This is a genomic window from Nonomuraea typhae, from assembly GCF_009760925.1.
GTDB classification, from domain to species: domain Bacteria; phylum Actinomycetota; class Actinomycetes; order Streptosporangiales; family Streptosporangiaceae; genus Nonomuraea; species Nonomuraea typhae.
The window spans coordinates 494779-512402 of record NZ_VRLV01000007.1; the positions used below are offsets into that span (position 1 = coordinate 494779).

Consider the following 17624-nt stretch of genomic DNA (forward strand, 5'->3'; position numbering starts at 1 on the left):
GGTCGAGGCTTGTCGAGCCGATCCATCATCTAGGCTCGTCAGCGATGACTAGCGACAGCCAGGAGCACGGCGCTGTGCGCCGCCCTGTCAAGGACGAGGTGGACGTGGTCGCCGAAGAGACTCAGAAGGCTAAGGACGGCAAGAAGAAGGACAAAAAGGGGTCGTTCTGGAAGGAACTCCCCGTCCTGGTCGTCGTGGCCCTCGTTTTGGCCTTGATCATCAAGACGTTCGTGATCCAGGCGTTCTACATTCCGTCTGAGTCGATGGAGAACACCCTGCTCAAGAACGACAGGGTGCTCGTGAACAAGCTGGTCTACCACACGCGTGACATCGAGCGCGGTGACGTCGTGGTCTTCTCGGGCGTCGACTCCTGGGACGGCGAGTTCGTCCTGGAGGAGCCGTCCAACCCGATCGCGGCCTTCTTCCGCTGGGTCGGCACCGCCTTCGGCGTGGTGCCGGGCGAGAAGGACTACATCAAGCGGGTCATCGGCGTCGGCGGCGACCACGTCAAGTGCTGCGACGCCAAGGGACGCATCACCGTCAACGGCGTCGCCCTGGACGAGGAGAGCTACCTCTACCCGGGCAACGTGCCCTCGCGCGAGCCGTTCGAGATCACGGTTCCCGAGGGGCGGCTGTGGGTGATGGGCGACCATCGCATGGTCTCCCTCGACTCGCGGGCGCATCAGGGCGATCCCGGAGGCGGTTCCATCCCGGAGAGCCAGGTCATCGGGCGGGCGTTCGTGATCGTCTGGCCGTTCTCGCGGGCGGGGGTGCTGCCCATTCCCGACACCTTCGCCCAGCCTGCCCTGCAGGCGATGGCCGGGGCCACGCCTCTGCTGGCCGGGTTCGCGTTCGCGGTGCCGCTGGTGCTGATCCGCCGGCGGTGGGTGCTGAGGAGGAAGCGTTGATGGCCGTCACCAAGAAGGCGGAGCCCGCGAAGAAGAAAAAGGGCGGCGGCTTCCGCGAGACCATCCTCCTCCTGGTGCTGGGCGTCGGCGTGGCGTTGCTGCTGCAGGCGTTCGTGGTCGGCTCCTTCTACATCCCGTCGGAGTCGATGGAGAACACCCTGCAGATCAACGACCGGGTGTTCGTCAACAAGCTCGCGGGCAAGCCGGAGCGCGGTGACATCGTGGTCTTCAAGGGCTGGAACGGCGAGGACACCATCAAGCGCGTCATCGGCGTCGGCGGCGACAAGGTGCAGTGCTGCAACAAGGGCAGGGTCACGGTCAACGGCGTCCCGCTGGAGGAGAAGTCCTACCTCCACCCCGACGACGAGCCGTCCGGCGACGAGTTCAAGTACACCGTGCCGCCGGGCAAGTTGTTCCTGATGGGCGATCACCGCTCGGCCTCGCAGGACTCCCGTTCCCAGATCAAGAACGGCGGCGACGCCGGCTGGATCTCGGAAGAGGACGTGATCGGCAAGGCCGTCGTGCGCTACTGGCCGCTCGGCCGCGGGGAGATCTTCCAGCGGCCGGAGATCTTCGACAAGGTGAAGTAAGCCCTTTCCGGTCGCGGTTTGCGGCTCTTGGGGCGTACGCTGCGTTAGTCATGACAGTTGCGTTCCGCCCCCGCCCGAGCGTTGTCCGGCGCGACTCCGGACTGTACGCCTACGAGAGAGCGCTCGCGCGCCGGGGGCTCACTCCGATCGCGGGGGTCGACGAGGCCGGCAGGGGCGCCTGCGCCGGCCCGCTGGTGGTGGCGGCGGTCATCCTGCGCAAGGAGATTCCCGGGCTGGGGGACTCCAAGCTGCTCACGGCCGCCACCCGCGAACGCCTCTACACACAGGTGACCAAGCACGCCGACGTCGGCGTGGTGGTCATCCCACCGGGGGAGATCGACGCCCGTGGCCTGCACCGCTGCAATGTCGAGGGAATGCGGCGGGCGGTCGCGCGGTTGACCACAGACCCGGAGTACATCCTGACCGACGGCTTTCCCGTGCCGGGGCTCCCGGCGCCGTCGCTGGCGGTGTGGAAGGGAGATCAGGTCGCCGCGTGCGTGGCGGCGGCGTCCATCGTGGCGAAGGTGACGAGGGACCGCATGATGGTCTCGCTGGACGTGGACTTTCCGGCGTACGGCTTCGCCGAGCACAAGGGGTACACCACCGCTCGGCACCGGCTGGCGCTCGAGGCCCAAGGTCCGTGCTCGCACCACAGGTTCTCGTTCGTCACGGTGGCCAGGGAGATGGGCGACAATGAAATGGGGGCCGGGGTTGCCTGACCTCGGAACGACAGGAGGGACGCGATGAGCGCAGAAGATCTCGAAAAGTACGAAACCGAGATGGAGCTGCAGCTTTACCGCGAGTACCGGGATGTCGTGGGCCTGTTCACCTACGTCGTGGAGACCGAGCGGCGCTTTTACCTCACGAACTCGGTCGACCTGGACGTGAAGACGGCCGGCAACGGCGATGTGTTCTTCGACGTGAAGATGCAGGACGCCTGGGTGTGGGATATGTATCGCCCTGCGCGGTTTGTGAAGAACGTCCGTGTGGTCACGTTCAAGGATGTGAACGTGGAGGAACTGGCCAAATCCGACCTCGAGATGCCCAAGGAGGGTTTCTCCAAGTAGGAGTTGTCCACAGCCCGGCGCCTTGACGCCCGGCTGTCCCCAGAATCACGCTCGGCGATTTCCCGGAGCGCCGCCTGCGCGACAGTCTTCGCCATGGCCGCGAAACAAGACCTCGGCAGGCGAGGCGAGCAGCTTGCCGTCGAGTACCTCGAGTCCGAGGGCATGGAGATCATCGAGCGCAACTGGCGCTGCCGCCACGGCGAGATCGACATCCTCGCTCGCGACGGCTCCCGCCTGGTGGTGGTGGAGGTCAAGACCCGCTCCAGCCGCTCCCACGGCAGCGCCCTGGAGTCGGTACGGCCGGCCAAGCTGCGCCGCCTGCGCAGGCTGGCCGCGCTCTGGCTGGCCGAGCAGCCGCACTCCTTCCGCACCGTCCGCGTGGACGTCATCGCCCTGGAGCGCTTCGCCGGCGACTTCGCCATCCGGCACGTGCGGGGGGCGATCTGAATGGCCGTGGCCCGCACGCGCAGCGTCACCCTGATCGGCGTCACCGGCCATGCCGTCGAGGTCGAGGCCGACGTCGGCAACGGCCTGGCGGGCATCTCGCTGATCGGCCTGCCCGACACCACGCTCAGCGAGGCCAGGGAACGCGTTCGCTCGGCGCTGGTCAACAGCAGCTACCCGTGGCCCGACGCGCGCATCACGGTCAGCCTGTTCCCGGCCGGCCTGCCCAAGCGGGGCAGCCAGTTCGACCTGGCGATCGCGGTGGCCATCCTGGGGGCGGCCGGGGTGGTTCCGGGTGAGCGCCTGGTGTCGTACTTCTTCCTGGGCGAGCTCGGCCTCGACGGGCGGCTGCGGGCGGTGCGCGGCATCCTGCCCGCCGTCCTGAGCACGGCCGGTGAAGACGGCGCGACCGTGGTGGTGCCGGCGGCCAACGCGGCCGAGGCGGCCCTGGTCCCGGGGGTGAAGGTCGTGCCCGTCCACGACCTGCGCCAGCTGGCGGAGTGGCTGCGCAAAGGCGCCCCGCCGCCGCAGGCCCCCGCCGCCGAACCGCCCGCCGCGGCCACGACCACGACGCACCCCGGCGTCGACCTGGCCGACGTGGTCGGTCAGCCGCTGGGCCGGCGGGCCCTGGAGGTGTGCGCGGCAGGCGGCCACAACCTGTGGATGCTCGGGCCGCCGGGCACCGGCAAGACCCTGCTGGCCGAGCGGCTGCCGACGCTCCTGCCCGACCTGGAGCCGGACCACGCCCTGGAGGTGACGGCCATCCACTCGGTGGCCGGGGTGCTGCCTCCGGACAGCCCGATGATGAGCCGCCCGCCGTTCGTCAGCCCCCACCACACGGCCACGGCGGCCGCGATAGTGGGCGGCGGCAGCACCGTCGTCCGCCCGGGCGCGGCCTCGCTGGCCCACAGGGGCGTGCTGTTCCTGGACGAGGCCCCGGAGTTCCCCCGGCCGGTCCTGGACTCGCTCCGCCAGCCCCTGGAGGCCGGATACGTCACGGTGTCACGGGCCGCCGGCTCGGTCACCTTCCCGGCCCGCTTCATGCTGGTCCTCGCCGCCAACCCCTGCCCGTGCGCCCAGCCGCAGGACCCGTCGGAAAGCTGCCGCTGCACTCCGACGATCAAGCGCCGCTACCTCGGCAAACTGTCCGGCCCGTTGCTGGATCGCGTCGACATGAAGGTCATGGTGGCCCGCTCGTCCAAGAGGGAGCTCCTGGCCGACCGCCAGTTCGTGGAGTCCAGCGCCGTGGTGGCCGACCGGGTGCGCATGGCCCGCGAACGCGCCGCCAAACGGCTGGCCGGAACACCGTGGCGGACCAACGCCGAGATCCCGTCCACCACCCTGCACGCGGACTTCCGGCCGTCGGAGGATGCCATGAAGCCGCTTTCCAGCGGGCTGGAGACGGGTTCGCTGAGCAATCGGGGGCTGGATCGCATCATGCGCGTCTCCTGGACGCTGGCCGACCTGACGGGGAAGGACCGCCCCGAGGCGGAAGAGGTCGCCACCGCCTATGCCCTGTGGATGGGGGTCTGATGACCGGGGAGGGTGAGGCCGGGAGGCCGCAAGGTGGAGGGGAGCCGGCGCCTCGCGCCGGCGGGGCGGTGACCTCCCTCGGCGGTGGGGAGACGACCTCCCTCGGCGGTGGGGAGACGACCTCCCTCGGCGGTGGGGAGACGACCTCCCGTGGCGGTGGGGAGGTGACCTCTCGTGGCGGTGCTGGGGCGTTGACGGGGTGCCGTGGGTCCGACATCGTGGCCCGGGCCGCTCTGATGCGGGCGGCGGACGCGGGCGACCCGCTGATGGGCGGCGTCGTGGCCCGCCACGGCCCCCTGAAGACCCTGGACCTGATCCGCACCGGCCGCCTCCTGGACGTCGAGGAGGACGCGCGGGCCCAGCTGACCGGCAGGCTGCGAACCTGGCGAGCCCGCCTGGCCGCCGCCGACCCCGAGGCCGATCTGGCGGCCGGCGAGCGGACCGGTGCCCACCTGGTCGTGCCGGGCACCCCGCAATGGCCCACCCAGCTCGACCACCTGGGTGACCGCCGCCCGCTGGGCCTGTGGGTGCACGGCACCGCCGACCTTCGCTACTCCTGCCTGCGTTCGGTGGCGATCGTCGGCGCCCGGGCGGCCACGCCGTACGGTCTGCATGTGGCCGCGCACTTCGCCGCCACGCTGGCCGACTCCGGCTGGAGCGTCATCTCCGGCGCCGCCCTGGGCATCGACGCCGCCGCGCACCGCGGAGCCCTGGCCGCCGGCGGTCCCACGATCGCCGTCCTCGCCTGCGGGACCGACGTCTCCTACCCCGCCGCCCACCACGACCTGCTGGCTCAGATCCGCGAGGAGGGGGCGGTGGTCAGCGAGTGCCCGCCGGGCGTCCATCCCACCCGATCCCGCTTCCTGATCAGAAACCGCCTGATCGCCGCCCTCTCCCCGGGCACGCTCGTCGTCGAGGCCGCCCTGCGCAGCGGTGCCGCCAACACCGCCGTCCACGCCCAATCCCTGTCCCGCCACCTGGCCGCCGTCCCGGGCCCCATCACCTCCGAGCTGTCGGCCGGCTGCCACCGCCTGCTGCGCGAGCGCGACGCGGTCTGCGTGACCAGTCCCGAGGAACTCATCGATCTGGTCGGCAGGATCGGCGACGACCTGGCCCCGGCCCAGAGGGGTCCTGTGGTGGCCCGTGACGCGCTCTCAGAGACGGCTAGGAGGGTTCTGGACGCGGTACCGGGCACCGGTGGTGCGGGGCCCGCCAGTATCGCGGTAGCCGCGGGCACAGACCTTTCCGCGACCCTGAGCGCTCTGGGCAGCCTCGCGGCGGCCGGGTACGTACTCCGGACGCCTCGTGGCTGGCGCCTCAAACCACGAACCGTGACCCCGTGCTAGCTCACTGGCCCCTGCTCGCCAGGGGGCCTGCGCGAAGGGTTCGTCACGGCGCGGGAGGGGTTCGTCACGGCGCGGGAGGGGTTCGTCACGGCGCGGGAGGGGTTCGTCACGGCGCGGGAGGGGTTCGTCACGGCGCGGGAGGGGTTCGCCTTGCGCTCCGCGTTCAGGCTCACCACGGCGGCGAACGGGTTCCCTTTGGCGCTCCAACGTTCCGCGCTCACGCTTGCCACCGGACGGGCCGGCTCCCCTCCCGCGGTTCGTGTTCATGGTTATTACGGCTTGGGGTGGCCTTCTTCTGCGGTTCGTGTTCATGGCTGTCGCGGGTGCGGGGTGGCCCCATTCGGCGGGTTGTGTTCATGCTCGCCTCGACGCGGGGACGGACTCCCCTCTACGCTCCGCCTGCCCGCCTGCCCGCCTGCCCGCCTGCCCGCCTGCCCGCCTGCCCGCCTGCCCGCCTGCTACCGCCTGCTACCGCGCGGAAGCCGGCCTTCCTTCCACGCTCACTGGCACGCCGACGTGTTCGCGGTCATGCGAGGGGCGTCTTATGTGTAACCACACCAGCGAAGTGAACTGCCAGCCGAACGCCGCTCTCGGCTCCTGCGGCGGTGGAGGGGTTGGGTCAGGCGCGGGGGTGGGCTTGGCGGTAGGCGGCGCGGAGGCGGTCTATGGAGACGTGGGTGTAGATCTGGGTGGTGTTCAGGGAGGCGTGGCCGAGGAGTTCCTGGACGCTGCGGAGGTCGGCGCCGCCCTCCAGGAGGTGGGTGGCGGCGGTGTGGCGCAGGCCGTGGGGGCTGAGGTCGGGGGCGCCGTCCACCTGGCGCAGGCGGGCGTGGACGATGCGGCGGACGGTGCCGGCGTCTATCCGGCCACCTCGTACGCCCAGGAAAAGCGCCGCCCCGGAGTGCGGGGTGGTCCAGAGGGGGCGGGCGTTGATGCACCACGCGTCCAAGGCACGCAGGGACGGGAGGCCGAAGGGGACGGTGCGTTCCTTACGGCCCTTGCCCAGGACACGGATGACGTGACGGTCCCGGTCGACGTCGTCCACGTCCAGGGCGCAGAGTTCGCTCACGCGGATGCCGGTCGCGTAGAGGAGTTCGAGGATCGCGTGGTCTCTCAGGGATCTTGGGGTGGGGTCCTCGGGTGGGGTCAGGGCCGTCTGGGCTTGGGGCTGGTCCAGGACTGCGGGGAGGGTCTTCTGGGCCTTGGCGCTGGCCAGCAGAAGTCCGGGGTCGGTGGGGAGCCAGCCCTGCCGGTGGCAGAACGTGGTGAAGGTCCTCGCGCAGGCGGTACGGCGGGCGAGGGTCGCACGGGACAACCCCTCCGCGTGCTGGGCGGCCAACCAGTGGCGGAGCACGGCGATGTCGAGGGCATCCAGCCAAGCGACGACCTCGGGCATGGGGTCATTCCCGGCGGCGCTTCGCACCGGGGTTGCGTTCTGGTCCTGGGCGTTGGGGGTCGGGGCTCCGTGCTGGTTCGGCGCGTTCCGCTCGAGCGCGTTCTGCTCCAGCGTGCTTCGGTCCAGGTTGCTCCGGCCCGGGGTGTTCCGGCCTGGGGTGTTCTGGTCGCGTGTGTTCCGGCCCAGGGTGTTCTGGTCGTGTGTGCTTTGGCCAGGGGTGTTCCGGCCCACGGTGCTTGGGGCCGGGGTGGTGTATGTGGGGTGGTGGTTGGCCTTGCTTCCTGGGCGGGTGGGGGTGGGGATGGTGCTTGATGTGTCGGTGTCGGTGTCGGTGTCGGTGTCGGTGTCGGTGTCGGTGTCGGTGTCGGCGGTGTCGGTGTGAGGGTGGGGTTGCTTGTGGGTGAGGGTTTTCAGGTGGTCTAGGAGGGCGGTTATGTCGGAGACGTAGGCGCGGATCGTGTGGGGGGAGAGGTCGCGTTCAAGCCGGAGGTGCCGTTCGAAGGCGGTGACGATCTCCGCCACCTCCGGGGTGAGGTGGCTGGGTTCGGGTGAACGGGTACCAGTCGGCATGGTCTTACTCTGCCCCGATCTGCCACTTCTTGCTCATCGTCGGGGCTGGTGGCGGCGGGTGGTTCTCTGGGCGGGGTTCTGGGGGGTTTGCGGGCCAGTGTGGGAGTAGGCGGATCAGGCCGGTGCCGGTCAGGAGGAGGGGGTCCAGGTAGCGGCGGTCGCGGAGTAGGCCCCAGTGCAGGCAGTGGCTCTGGCAGTGCGGGGTGGGCAGGGACTGGAGGGTGCCTATGGGGGTGCCGGTAGTGACCTGCTGGCCGCGCCGTACCGATGGGTGGACGGGGAGGTAGGTGGTGCGGAGGCCGTTGGGGTGGTGGATGGTGACCACGCCTCTGCCGGCCAGCGGGGCCGCGTAGCCGATGGTGCCTTCGCCTGCCGCGTGGATGGTTGTGCCCGGGCTGGCGGCCAGGTCTACGCCGCGATGGCCGGACAGCCAGGGGGCCGGGGGTGGGGTGAAGCGGCGCAGGATGTGCGAGCTGTCGGGGGTTGGCCAGGTCCAGGTTGGTGTGGCGGGTGGGACGGGTGGCGCCAGGACCGTGGTCAGGGCCAGGAGGAGGGCGAGGGCGGGGTGGGGCATGGCGGAAAGGATGCGGGACTGGGCGGGGCTTTGGAGGGGGCGAACCGGGTTCTGTGGATGACGGGCTGTCGTGGTCGCGTGCTGTGGATGGGGCTCCGTTGTCGGGGAGTGCGGGCCGTCGGCACGGGGTGCGGTCTGTGGTGGTTGGAGGGGGTGGGTCCGTCCAGGTCACGGGTGCGGTCTGTGGTCTGGGTGAGGGGCCTTATCGGCTACAGGAGGGAGCGCATCTTTACCAGGGTGAGTTCGTACATGGCGCTGGGAAGGGTCATGTTCGCGTGTGGTGTTCGGCGGTGGTGGAGGGACAGGGACTCGCCGGGGACGGGGGGCGGGATGTGGCGGGGAGGGGTGCGGGTGCGCAGGGGGGAGGTCCAGATCCAGATTCCGCTCAGCGCCATCCCCGCGGCGCACAGCAGGACCACGGGGCGGAGGCCCACCAGTTCGGCCAGTGCGCCGCCGGTCACGCCGCCCAGCGCCAGGACGCCCTGGACGGCGAAGGTGAACGTGCTGTTCACCCTGCCCCGCAGCCCTGGTGGCGCCTCGCGGAGTTGGACCGCCCCCATGCAGGTGGCGAACATGACCACCAGCGTCCCGACGGCGAGTGCGGTGAGTGACATCGCGGTGATCTTCCACCAGAGCGGCCCCCCGATGAGTCCCACGGTCAGGATGTCGACGGGGAACAGCACCACGGACCACTGCAGCAGCCGGTCCGTCCCGGCCGATCGGCTCAGGCGGGCGGTCAGCCAGGCGCCGGCCAGGCCGCCGAGGCCGGACAGGGCCGCCAGGTAGCCGATCAGGCCCTTGGGGATCTCCAGCACGTTGACCATGTAGAGCATGTGCACGGCGATGTAGGCCATGGCGAAGAAGTTGATGGTCACGCCGGCGCCCAGCAGGGCGCGCAGGGACGGGTGGGCCAGGCAGGCGCGCAGGCCGTCGGCCACGTCGCGGAGCATGCCCCTGGAGGGGGCGGGGGCGTTGTGCTCCGGGGTCCTGATGCGGCTCATCAGCACGGCTGACAGGAGGAAGGACAACCCTTCCACGAGTACGGCCAGCGGCGCCGTCAGTACCTGGACCAGGAGCCCGCCGAGCCCGGGACCGGCCACCGAGGCCACGGAGTAGGACGCCTGGAGCCCGGCCATGGCCTCGGTGCGTTGCGCCGGGGGGACGACGGCGGCCAGGTGGGGGAAGCTGGCGGCGCGGAAGACGACGCCGGCGGTGCCGATGGCGAAGGCGGCGGCGATGAGGAGGGGCACGGACAGGACGCCCAGCAGCCACGCGACGGGGACCAGGAGCGCGGCCGCCCCTGCGGCCAGTTCGCAGGCGATCATCAGGGGCCGGTGGCGGCGCAGGCGGTCGGCGATGGCGCCGGCCTGCAGGCCGAACAAGAGGGCGGGGATGAAGGCCGCGGCCGTGAGCAGGCCCATCTGGTACGGCGTGGCCGCCAGCAGAGTGACCCCGGCCAGAGGGACGGCCAGTTTGGACACCTCGGACCCGGTGAGGGAGATCGTCCGGGAGGCCCACAGGAGCCGATAGCCGGGTTGCCTGCGCAGGGGCGTGGTCATGAGGGAGTCTCCAAAACTGTGAAGGGAACGCTTCACAGTTATGAAGGTAATCCTTCAGAACTGTGAAGGCAATACTTCACATCTGATCCGGGTACCGTTTGCGCATGACCGAGCCGAAGCCTCTGCTCAGCGATCCCAAGGCGATGCGCGCACTGGCCCACCCCGCTCGCCTCGAGATGCTGAACCGGCTCCAGATCGAGGGGCCGGCGACCGCGACCGAGATCGCGGAGGTCGCTGGCGTCACCCCGAGCGCGGCCAGCTACCACCTGCGCATGCTGGCGAAATACGGCTTCGTCGAGGACGCCCCGCCCCGCGGGGACGGCAGGGAGCGCGTCTGGCGCTGGATCGACCGGGGACTGCGCGTGAACGCGGCGGCCCCCGAGGACCCGCCGGAGCTGCGCGCGGCCAAGGAACTGCTGATCGACGCCGTCTACGACGACGCGCACAAAGAGCTGAGACGGGCGATGGCCCAGGTCGAGCGCGAGTCGGCGGAGTGGCGGGACGCCTCGACCTGGCAGCGGATCTACCTCAGGCTCACCGCCGAGGAGATGAGGGAGATCGGCAGGCAGATGGTGAGCCTCCTGGAGCCCTACCGGGCCGCGAAGCGGGAGGAGGCGCCGGAGGGGGCCCGTTCGGCGGTCGGGCTGTTCACCCTCTACCTGCATCCTGAGCGGCGCGTGCCCGGGCTGCCCACCGAGGACCACGACGCTGTCTGACCCGTGAGGTCAGCGCGGGAGGTACACTTTCCGGTGGCCTGTCAGTGACAGGCCGACTTCGCATGCCCCACCGCGAGCCGATCCCTCGGTCCGGTCCGCAAGGCCCGGCAGGAACTGCTCAGGGGCATCAGGGCGGCAGTACCCGGCTGCCGCGGCACAACCGAGAATCGCGCCCACAAGCGCGCCAACCTGGAGGACCAGCACATGGCCCCCGTCGTCACTATGCGACAGCTGCTCGAGAGCGGCGTTCACTTCGGTCACCAGACCCGCCGCTGGAACCCGAAGATGAAGCGCTTCATCTTCACCGAGCGCAACGGCATCTACATCATCGACCTGCAGAAGTCGCTGTCGTTCATCGACCGCGCCTACGACTTCGTCAAGGAGACCGTGGCCCACGGCGGCACCATCCTGTTCATCGGCACCAAGAAGCAGGCCCAGGAGGCCATCGCCGAGCAGGCCGCCCGCGTCGGCATGCCGTACGTCAACCAGCGCTGGCTGGGTGGCATGCTGACCAACTTCTCCACCGTGCACAAGCGTCTGCAGCGGCTGAAGGAGCTCGAGGAGCTCGACTTCGACAACGTCGCCGCGTCGGGGCTCACCAAGAAGGAGCTCCTCATGCGCCGCCGCGAGAAGGAGAAGCTGGAGCGCACGCTCGGCGGTATCCGTGACATGGGCCGCGTGCCCTCCGCGGTGTGGATCGTCGACACCAAGAAGGAGCACATCGCGATCTCCGAGGCCAAGAAGCTCGGCATCCCGGTCGTCGCGATCCTCGACACCAACTGCGACCCGGACGAGGTCGACTACCCGATCCCGGGCAACGACGACGCCATCCGCGCGGTCGGTCTGCTGACCCGCGTCGTCGCCGACGGTGTCGCCGCCGGCCTCATGGCCCGCTCCGGCGCCGCCCGCGGCGACGAGAAGCCGGCCGCCGCCGAGCCGCTGGCCGAGTGGGAGCGCGAGCTCATCGAGCAGGGCGCCGCCGCCGAGGCCGCTCCGGCTGCCGAGGCCGCTCCGGCCGCTGAGGCCGCTCCGGCCGCTGAGGCCGCCGAGGTCGTCAGCGAGCGCGCCGTCGAGGACGCCGACGTCGCCGCCGAGGCCGTGGCCGAGGACAACGCCGAGGTGGCCGCCGAGGCCGAGGCCGCTCCCGCCGAGGAGCAGGCCGGCGTCGAGGGCGAGACCGAGCAGGCATGACCTGGCCGAGCGCCGCCTGACGGCCCGGCACAAGGGCAGTCGGGCGGCACCCGCGGAACCGGTCTTCGCGCCGGGACCGCGGGGCAGGAGCGAAAGGCCGCCGCGGGTCCGCGCCAATGGACCGCGGCGCCCGAGCGAAGGGTCGCCGCGGGTCCGTGCAAGGGCCCGCAGGCTCCCGGTACGGCCTGGCCGTACCGACCAAGAAGGCTTCACAGGGTGGGTGCCGGATCCCGGCGCCCACCCGATCCACGACGAAGATCTCACGAGGAAAAGCACATGGCTTCCGTGAACATGGCCGACGTCAAGCGGCTTCGCGAGCTGACCGCCGCGGGCATGATGGACTGCAAGAAGGCGCTGGAGGAGTCCGACGGCGACTTCGACCGCGCCGTCGAGCTCCTGCGCCTGAAGGGCGCCAAGGACGTCGGCAAGCGCGAGTCGCGCACCGCCTCCAACGGCCTGGTCGCGCTCAAGCAGGACGGTGACAACGCCGCCGCGCTGCTCGAGCTCAACTGCGAGACCGACTTCGTGGCCAAGGGCGAGCGCTTCCAGGAGCTGGCCGCCGAGGTCGTCGCGCACATCCTGGCCACCAAGCCGGGCGACGTGCCGGCGCTGCTGGCCTCCGAGTACGCGGGCAAGAGCGTCCAGAACCACCTGGACGAGGCCAACGCCGCGCTCGGTGAGAAGATCGAGATCCGCCGCTTCGCCGTCCTCGAGGGTGGCTACGTCGGCGCGTACATGCACAAGACCGACCCGCAGCTCCCGCCGGCGGTCGGCGTGCTCGTCCAGCTCGACAAGCCCAACGCCGAGGTCGCCAAGGACATCGCGCAGCACGCTGCGGCGATGGCGCCGAAGTACCTCAAGGCCGCGGACGTCCCCGCCGACGTCATCGAGAAGGAGCGCGCGCTCTTCGAGGAGATGACCCGCGACGAGGGCAAGCCCGAGGCCGCGATCGCGAAGATCGTCGATGGCCGCGTCAACGGCTGGTACAAGGACTTCACCCTGCTGCAGCAGGCGTTCGTGAAGGACAACAAGAAGTCGATCGCCAAGTACGCCGAGGAGAACGGCGTCGAGGTGCTCGGCTTCGTACGCTTCAAGGTGGGCCAGGCTTAGGCTTAGTCGAGCCCTCAAGCCCATTCAGAACCACCTACCGAGGAGGCCGCCGCGTGCAGGAGAACCAGGAGCCAGCTACGTCGGCGGCTTCTTCGTATAGACGGGTCATGCTGAAGCTGTCCGGCGAGGCGTTCGCCGGGGGTGAGCCGCTCGGCATCGATCCGGTCGTGGTCGGTCACCTGGCCGACTCGATCGCCGAGGCGGTGCGCGAGGGCGTTCAGGTCGCGGTCGTGGTGGGCGGCGGCAACATGTTCCGCGGCGCCACCTTGTCGCAGGGCGGGATGGATCGCGCCAGGGCCGACTACATGGGCATGCTCGGCACGGTCATCAACTGCCTGGCCTTGCAGGACTTCCTGGAGAAGCGCGGGGTCGAGACCCGTGTGCAGACCGCGATCACGATGCAGCAGGTGGCCGAGCCGTTCCTGCCGCGCCGTGCGATCCGGCACCTGGAGAAGGGCCGGGTGGTCATCTTCGGCGCCGGGCTCGGCACGCCGTACTTCTCCACCGACACGTGCGCGGCGCAGCGCGCGCTGGAGATCGGCGCCGAGGCGCTGCTCAAGGGCACTCAGGTGGACGGGGTCTACGACTCCGACCCGCGCAAGAACCCGGACGCCGTCCGGTTCGACCACCTGGACTACGCCGAGGTCCTGGTGCGTGACCTCACGGTCATGGATCAGACCGCGATCAGCCTGTGCAAGGAGAACGACCTGCCCATCGTGGTCTTCGACCTCATGGGTGAGGGCAACATCCTGCGGGCGGTCCGCGGTGAGAAGATCGGCACGCTGGTGAGTCCGGCAGGCAAGTAGAACGGGAGCCCGCCCGGTGAAAGGGTGGGCGACCCAAACAGCAGGGAGCCGCTGTGATCGACGAAACCCTCCTCGAAGCCGAGGAAAAGATGGACAAGGCTGTCTCGGTCGCGAAGGAGGACTTCGCGGGCATCCGCACGGGCCGAGTCACGCCGTCGATGTTCAACAAGATCAACGCCGAGTACTACGGTACGCCGACTCCGATCCAGCAGCTGGCCTCGTTCCACGTGCCCGAGGCCCGCATGGTCATCATCCAGCCCTTCGACAAGGGTTCGATGGCCGCGATCGAGAAGGCGATCCGCGACTCCGACCTGGGCGTGAACCCGAGTAACGACGGCCAGGTGATCCGCGTGAACTTCCCCGAGCTGTCGGAGGAGCGCCGCAAGGAGTACATCAAGGTGGCGCGGAACAAGGGCGAGCACGCCAAGGTCGCGGTGCGCAACATCCGCCGCTCCGCCAAGGAGACCCTTGACAAGATGATCAAGGACGGCGACGCCGGCGAGGACGAGGTGCGCCGCGCCGAAAAGGAGCTCGACGACCTCACGCAGAAGCACGTGGCCAAGATCGACGAGTTGCTCAAGCACAAGGAAGCCGAGCTGCTCGAGGTCTAGGCCGGCCGTGATGCCCCCATCCCCGCTCCGGGGCTGGGGGCATTCCAGGTTTGGGAGAGTCTGTGGAAGAACGTACGGCTGGCACCAGCCCGAGCGGCGGCAGCCGTACCGGAAGGAACCTGCCTGCGGCGATCGTGTCCGGCGTGGCGCTGGGCGGCGCGGTCATCGTCTCGCTCTACACGATCAAGGAGATCTTCCTCCTGGTCGTGGTGGCGGCGGTCGGCATCGGCGTGGTCGAGCTGGTCAAGGCGTTCGGTACGCGGGCCATCGCCGTACCGCTGGTCCCCGCGGTCGCGGCCACGGTGGCGATGCAGGCCGGGGCCTATTGGGGCGGCGACGGCTGGCTGCTCGGCGTGTTCGCGGTGTTCGTGTTCGTGATGCTGATCTGGCGCATGTTCGACGGCGGCACCGACGGTTACGTGCGCGATGCCACGGCTTCGGTCTTCACCCTGGTGTATCCGTCGCTGCTGGCCGGGTTCGTGGCGCTCATGCTGGCCCAGGACGACGGCGCCGACCGCGTGCTGATCTTCGTCGCGGTGACCGTGGCCAGTGACATCGGCGGCTACTTCGCCGGTGTGCTGTTCGGCAGGCACAAGATGTCGTCCATCAGCCCGAAGAAGACCTGGGAGGGTTTCGCCGGGTCGGTGCTGGCGTGTGTGGCGGTCGGCGCGTGGCTGGTCGTCTGGCGGATGGACGGCGAGATCTGGCAGGGGGCGGTCATCGGCGTGCTGACCGCGGCGCTGGCCACGATCGGCGACCTGGTCGAGTCGATGATCAAGCGCGACCTGGGCATCAAGGACCTCGGCTCGATCATGCCGGGCCACGGCGGGATCATGGACCGTCTCGACTCGCTGGTGGCCACGCTGGTGCCGGTCTGGGTGCTGCTGGGGCTCTGGTTCTAGCCGCGCTGCTCGTCGAGCGCGGCGTTGGTGACGGGGACGAGCCAGAGCCAGCGCACCGCCTCACCACCAAACGCAAATCCCGACATATCCGGGAAGTTTGGGGTGTCGGCGAGCATGAGCACCCCCGAGTAGTCCGGCCCCATCGGGAACGTCGCCGGCTCGTGGTACCACTGCGCCGTGTGCCCGTGGCCGAGCCAGGTGACCGAGTGCCACGGGTACTGAGCCAGCCACACCAGCACCAGCGCCACCTCCCGGGGATCGTCGCGGGTGGCGACGGCCAGCTCGATCCGCGAGTAGGCGTGCGGCCGGTCGATCCACTGCTCGACGGTGGGCATGCGCTGGCAGCTCATCCCCACGGTGGACAACACGGTGAACTCGCGCTCCCCGAACGGCGGCCGCTCGGTGATCCCGATGGTCGGTAACCGTTCGCCGCTGGCGTCCCAATAGCGGCCGGCCGGGCCGAGCGTGCGGTCGAGGTGGCCCATGACGAACTGCTGGAACGACGGCCAGGACCCCTCGCGGTGCCGCCAGCGCCAGTAGGAGCGGGCGTTGGCGATGCGGGGCATGAGCCCTTCGAGCGCTTCGGACAGCGCCCAGGCGAACGGCGTCTCGCCGACGGCGTCACGGGCGTAGCCGGGCATGCCCCTGGACATGTCGGCCCAGCCGGGGATGACGGCCAGCAGCTCCTCGTTCTCGTAGAGGGCGACGCCGTCCCCCTCCTCGAACCACAGCGCGCTCAGCTGCCCGAGCGGGCGGCGGCCGGCCGGGTGGAGGGTGTTGGCGTACGGCATGATCGGCGGCAGGCCGGTGTTGAGCCGCCCCAGGTCGATGGCGGCGGGGGCCTGCCGGTGGTTGGCCAGCCAGACGGCGCCGTGGACGGTGCCGTCCGGCGAACACAGGTAGGCGACCGAGGAGTCGTCGTCGCGTTCCACCACCAGCGTGCGGCTGCCGTAGGGGTTGCCTGCCGTGAGAACGACCTCGGCCTGGCCGTGCTGGATCGCGTCCTGTCTCATCGAGCTCTGTCTCATCAAGAGGTCTCATCCAGCTGTCTGATTAGTCGCCCCGAACAATCGCCATATGAGATGACTTTAGATTGACCATCTCTCCCAGGCGAGACTCCGCCGGAATGACAATGCGCGACCAGACGTTCATTACCCTGGTTCGGTAACCCTTCGAGATGAGGCAGGAACGTGTCCCAGCAGCCAGGCCAGCTCACCTTCGTCGCGCCCCGCCGGGCGAAGCCTGCGCGGCATCTGGCGGATCTCACGATGGCCGAGCGCCGCGCCGCCGTCGCCGAACTCGGTGAGAAGCCGTTCCGTGCCGACCAGCTCTCGCGTCACTACTTCTCGCACCTGACCGCCGACGTCGCGGCGATGTCGGATCTGCCCGCCGCCGCCCGCGAGAAGCTGTCCGCGCTGCTGCCGCCGCTGCTGACCTCCGTCCGCGAGCTCAGCACCGACCAGGGCACCACCCGCAAGACGCTGTGGCGGCTGTTCGACGGGGCCCTCGTCGAGTCGGTGCTGATGCGCTATCCCGACCGGGTGACGATGTGCGTGTCGTCGCAGGCGGGTTGCGGCATGAACTGTCCCTTCTGCGCCACCGGTCAGGCCGGGCTGACGCGCAACATGTCGACCGCCGAGATCGTCGAGCAGGTGGTCTCGGGGGCGCGCGCGCTGGCCGCGGGCGCGGTCCCCGGCGGTCCCGGGCGGGTCAGCAACATCGTGTTCATGGGCATGGGCGAGCCGCTGGCCAACTACAAGCAGGTGATCGGCGCGGTCCGCCGCTTCGTCGAGCCCGCCCCGGACGGGCTGGGCATCTCGGCGCGGGGCGTCACGGTCTCGACCGTCGGGCTGGTCCCGGCGATCGGCAAGCTGGCCGACGAGGGCCTGCCCGTGACGCTGGCCCTGTCGCTGCACGCGCCCGACGACGAACTGCGCGACACGCTCGTGCCGATCAACACGCGCTGGAAGGTGGCCGAGGTCCTGGACGCCGCCTGGGCCTACGCGGCCAAGACCAAGCGCCGGATCTCGATCGAGTACGCGCTGATCAAGGACATCAACGACCAGGAGTGGCGGGCCGACCTGCTGGGGAAACTGGTCAAGAACAAACTCGTGCACGTCAACCTGATCCCGCTCAACCCAACGCCCGGGTCCAAGTGGACGGCCTCCCGTCCGGAGGACGAGCGGGCGTTCGTGCGCCGCCTGCAGTTCCACGGGGTGCCGGTGACGGTCCGCGACACCCGCGGCCGCGAGATCGACGGCGCCTGCGGCCAACTCGCCGCCGCCGAATAGCCTCACGTAC

At 69.9% G+C, this 17624-nt stretch carries 19 protein-coding genes; 14 read left to right on the forward strand and 5 right to left on the reverse strand.

Annotation, left to right across the window (positions count from 1 at the left end; all coding sequences use genetic code 11):
• Positions 1 to 44 precede the first annotated feature (44 nt).
• The 7 genes from lepB (FVE25_RS28250) to dprA all read left to right on the forward strand — a co-directional run bounded on the left by lepB (FVE25_RS28250) (position 45) and on the right by dprA (position 5888).
• A complete protein-coding gene (lepB, locus tag FVE25_RS28250; protein ID WP_157250094.1) occupies positions 45 to 908 on the forward strand; it encodes a signal peptidase I in 864 nt (287 codons plus the stop codon).
• Positions 908 to 1498 carry a signal peptidase I gene (gene lepB / locus FVE25_RS28255; protein ID WP_157250095.1) on the forward strand — a complete coding sequence of 197 codons (591 nt, stop codon included), beginning with the start codon at positions 908 to 910 and terminating at the stop codon, positions 1496 to 1498. Before lepB (FVE25_RS28250) ends, lepB (FVE25_RS28255) begins: the two co-directional genes overlap by 1 nt.
• A gap of 50 nt (positions 1499 to 1548) precedes the next feature.
• Positions 1549 to 2217 carry a ribonuclease HII gene (locus tag FVE25_RS28260; RefSeq protein ID WP_157250096.1) on the forward strand — a complete coding sequence of 223 codons (669 nt, stop codon included), beginning with the start codon at positions 1549 to 1551 and terminating at the stop codon, positions 2215 to 2217.
• 24 nt (positions 2218 to 2241) lie between these two features.
• Entirely contained in the window at positions 2242 to 2565 is a 324-nt protein-coding gene (locus FVE25_RS28265) for a DUF2469 domain-containing protein (RefSeq protein WP_157250097.1), read from the forward strand.
• A 93-nt stretch (positions 2566 to 2658) separates the two neighbouring features.
• Positions 2659 to 3012, forward strand: a complete 354-nt coding sequence (locus FVE25_RS28270) for a YraN family protein (protein WP_157250098.1) — start codon at positions 2659 to 2661, stop codon at positions 3010 to 3012.
• On the forward strand, positions 3013 to 4542 hold the full coding sequence (locus FVE25_RS28275) for a YifB family Mg chelatase-like AAA ATPase (RefSeq protein ID WP_157250099.1): 1530 nt from the start codon (positions 3013 to 3015) through the stop codon (positions 4540 to 4542). It begins immediately after the preceding gene.
• Positions 4543 to 4760: 218 nt separating this feature from the next.
• Complete coding sequence (gene dprA, locus FVE25_RS28280; RefSeq protein WP_246267549.1) at positions 4761 to 5888, forward strand: DNA-processing protein DprA; 1128 nt, start codon at positions 4761 to 4763, stop codon at positions 5886 to 5888.
• On the opposite strand, the gene FVE25_RS28285 is transcribed toward dprA, so the two are convergent.
• From FVE25_RS28285 to FVE25_RS28310, 4 genes are all read right to left on the reverse strand, one after another.
• Positions 5885 to 6109: a hypothetical protein gene (locus tag FVE25_RS28285; RefSeq protein WP_157250101.1), complete on the reverse strand. Its 225-nt coding sequence runs from the start codon at positions 6107 to 6109 to the stop codon at positions 5885 to 5887. The two genes, dprA and FVE25_RS28285, sit on opposite strands and share 4 nt — an antisense overlap.
• A 398-nt stretch (positions 6110 to 6507) precedes the next feature.
• Positions 6508 to 7854, reverse strand: a complete 1347-nt coding sequence (locus tag FVE25_RS56855; protein WP_343046163.1) for a tyrosine-type recombinase/integrase — start codon at positions 7852 to 7854, stop codon at positions 6508 to 6510.
• Positions 7855 to 7858: 4 nt separating this feature from the next.
• On the reverse strand, positions 7859 to 8428 hold the full coding sequence (locus tag FVE25_RS28305; protein ID WP_157250102.1) for a M23 family metallopeptidase: 570 nt from the start codon (positions 8426 to 8428) through the stop codon (positions 7859 to 7861).
• A 209-nt stretch (positions 8429 to 8637) separates the two neighbouring features.
• Positions 8638 to 9987, reverse strand: coding sequence for an MFS transporter (locus FVE25_RS28310; RefSeq protein ID WP_219825666.1), 1350 nt, complete (start codon positions 9985 to 9987; stop codon positions 8638 to 8640).
• A 104-nt stretch (positions 9988 to 10091) separates the two neighbouring features.
• On the opposite strand from FVE25_RS28310, the gene FVE25_RS28315 reads away from it, so the two are divergent.
• From FVE25_RS28315 to FVE25_RS28340, 6 genes are all read left to right on the forward strand, one after another.
• Positions 10092 to 10703, forward strand: coding sequence for a helix-turn-helix domain-containing protein (locus FVE25_RS28315; RefSeq protein WP_157250103.1), 612 nt, complete (start codon positions 10092 to 10094; stop codon positions 10701 to 10703).
• Between the two features lie 204 nt (positions 10704 to 10907).
• Positions 10908 to 11894: a 30S ribosomal protein S2 gene (gene rpsB, locus FVE25_RS28320; RefSeq protein ID WP_157250104.1), complete on the forward strand. Its 987-nt coding sequence runs from the start codon at positions 10908 to 10910 to the stop codon at positions 11892 to 11894.
• A 276-nt stretch (positions 11895 to 12170) separates the two neighbouring features.
• Positions 12171 to 13004 (forward strand): translation elongation factor Ts, encoded by an 834-nt coding sequence (tsf, locus tag FVE25_RS28325; RefSeq protein ID WP_157250105.1) that lies wholly within the window; start codon positions 12171 to 12173, stop codon positions 13002 to 13004.
• A 107-nt stretch (positions 13005 to 13111) separates the two neighbouring features.
• Positions 13112 to 13810 (forward strand): UMP kinase, encoded by a 699-nt coding sequence (pyrH, locus tag FVE25_RS28330; protein ID WP_219825667.1) that lies wholly within the window; start codon positions 13112 to 13114, stop codon positions 13808 to 13810.
• A 53-nt stretch (positions 13811 to 13863) separates the two neighbouring features.
• Complete coding sequence (gene frr / locus FVE25_RS28335) at positions 13864 to 14421, forward strand: ribosome recycling factor (protein WP_157250107.1); 558 nt, start codon at positions 13864 to 13866, stop codon at positions 14419 to 14421.
• Between the two features lie 62 nt (positions 14422 to 14483).
• A complete protein-coding gene (locus tag FVE25_RS28340; RefSeq protein ID WP_246267550.1) occupies positions 14484 to 15323 on the forward strand; it encodes a phosphatidate cytidylyltransferase in 840 nt (279 codons plus the stop codon).
• Here FVE25_RS28340 and FVE25_RS28345 read toward each other — a convergent pair.
• Positions 15320 to 16336 carry a suppressor of fused domain protein gene (locus FVE25_RS28345; RefSeq protein ID WP_157250108.1) on the reverse strand — a complete coding sequence of 339 codons (1017 nt, stop codon included), beginning with the start codon at positions 16334 to 16336 and terminating at the stop codon, positions 15320 to 15322. The two genes, FVE25_RS28340 and FVE25_RS28345, sit on opposite strands and share 4 nt — an antisense overlap.
• A gap of 177 nt (positions 16337 to 16513) precedes the next feature.
• Between FVE25_RS28345 and rlmN the strand changes: the two genes are divergently transcribed.
• Positions 16514 to 17614, forward strand: coding sequence for a dual-specificity RNA methyltransferase RlmN (rlmN, locus tag FVE25_RS28350; RefSeq protein WP_157250109.1), 1101 nt, complete (start codon positions 16514 to 16516; stop codon positions 17612 to 17614).
• Positions 17615 to 17624 lie beyond the last annotated feature (10 nt).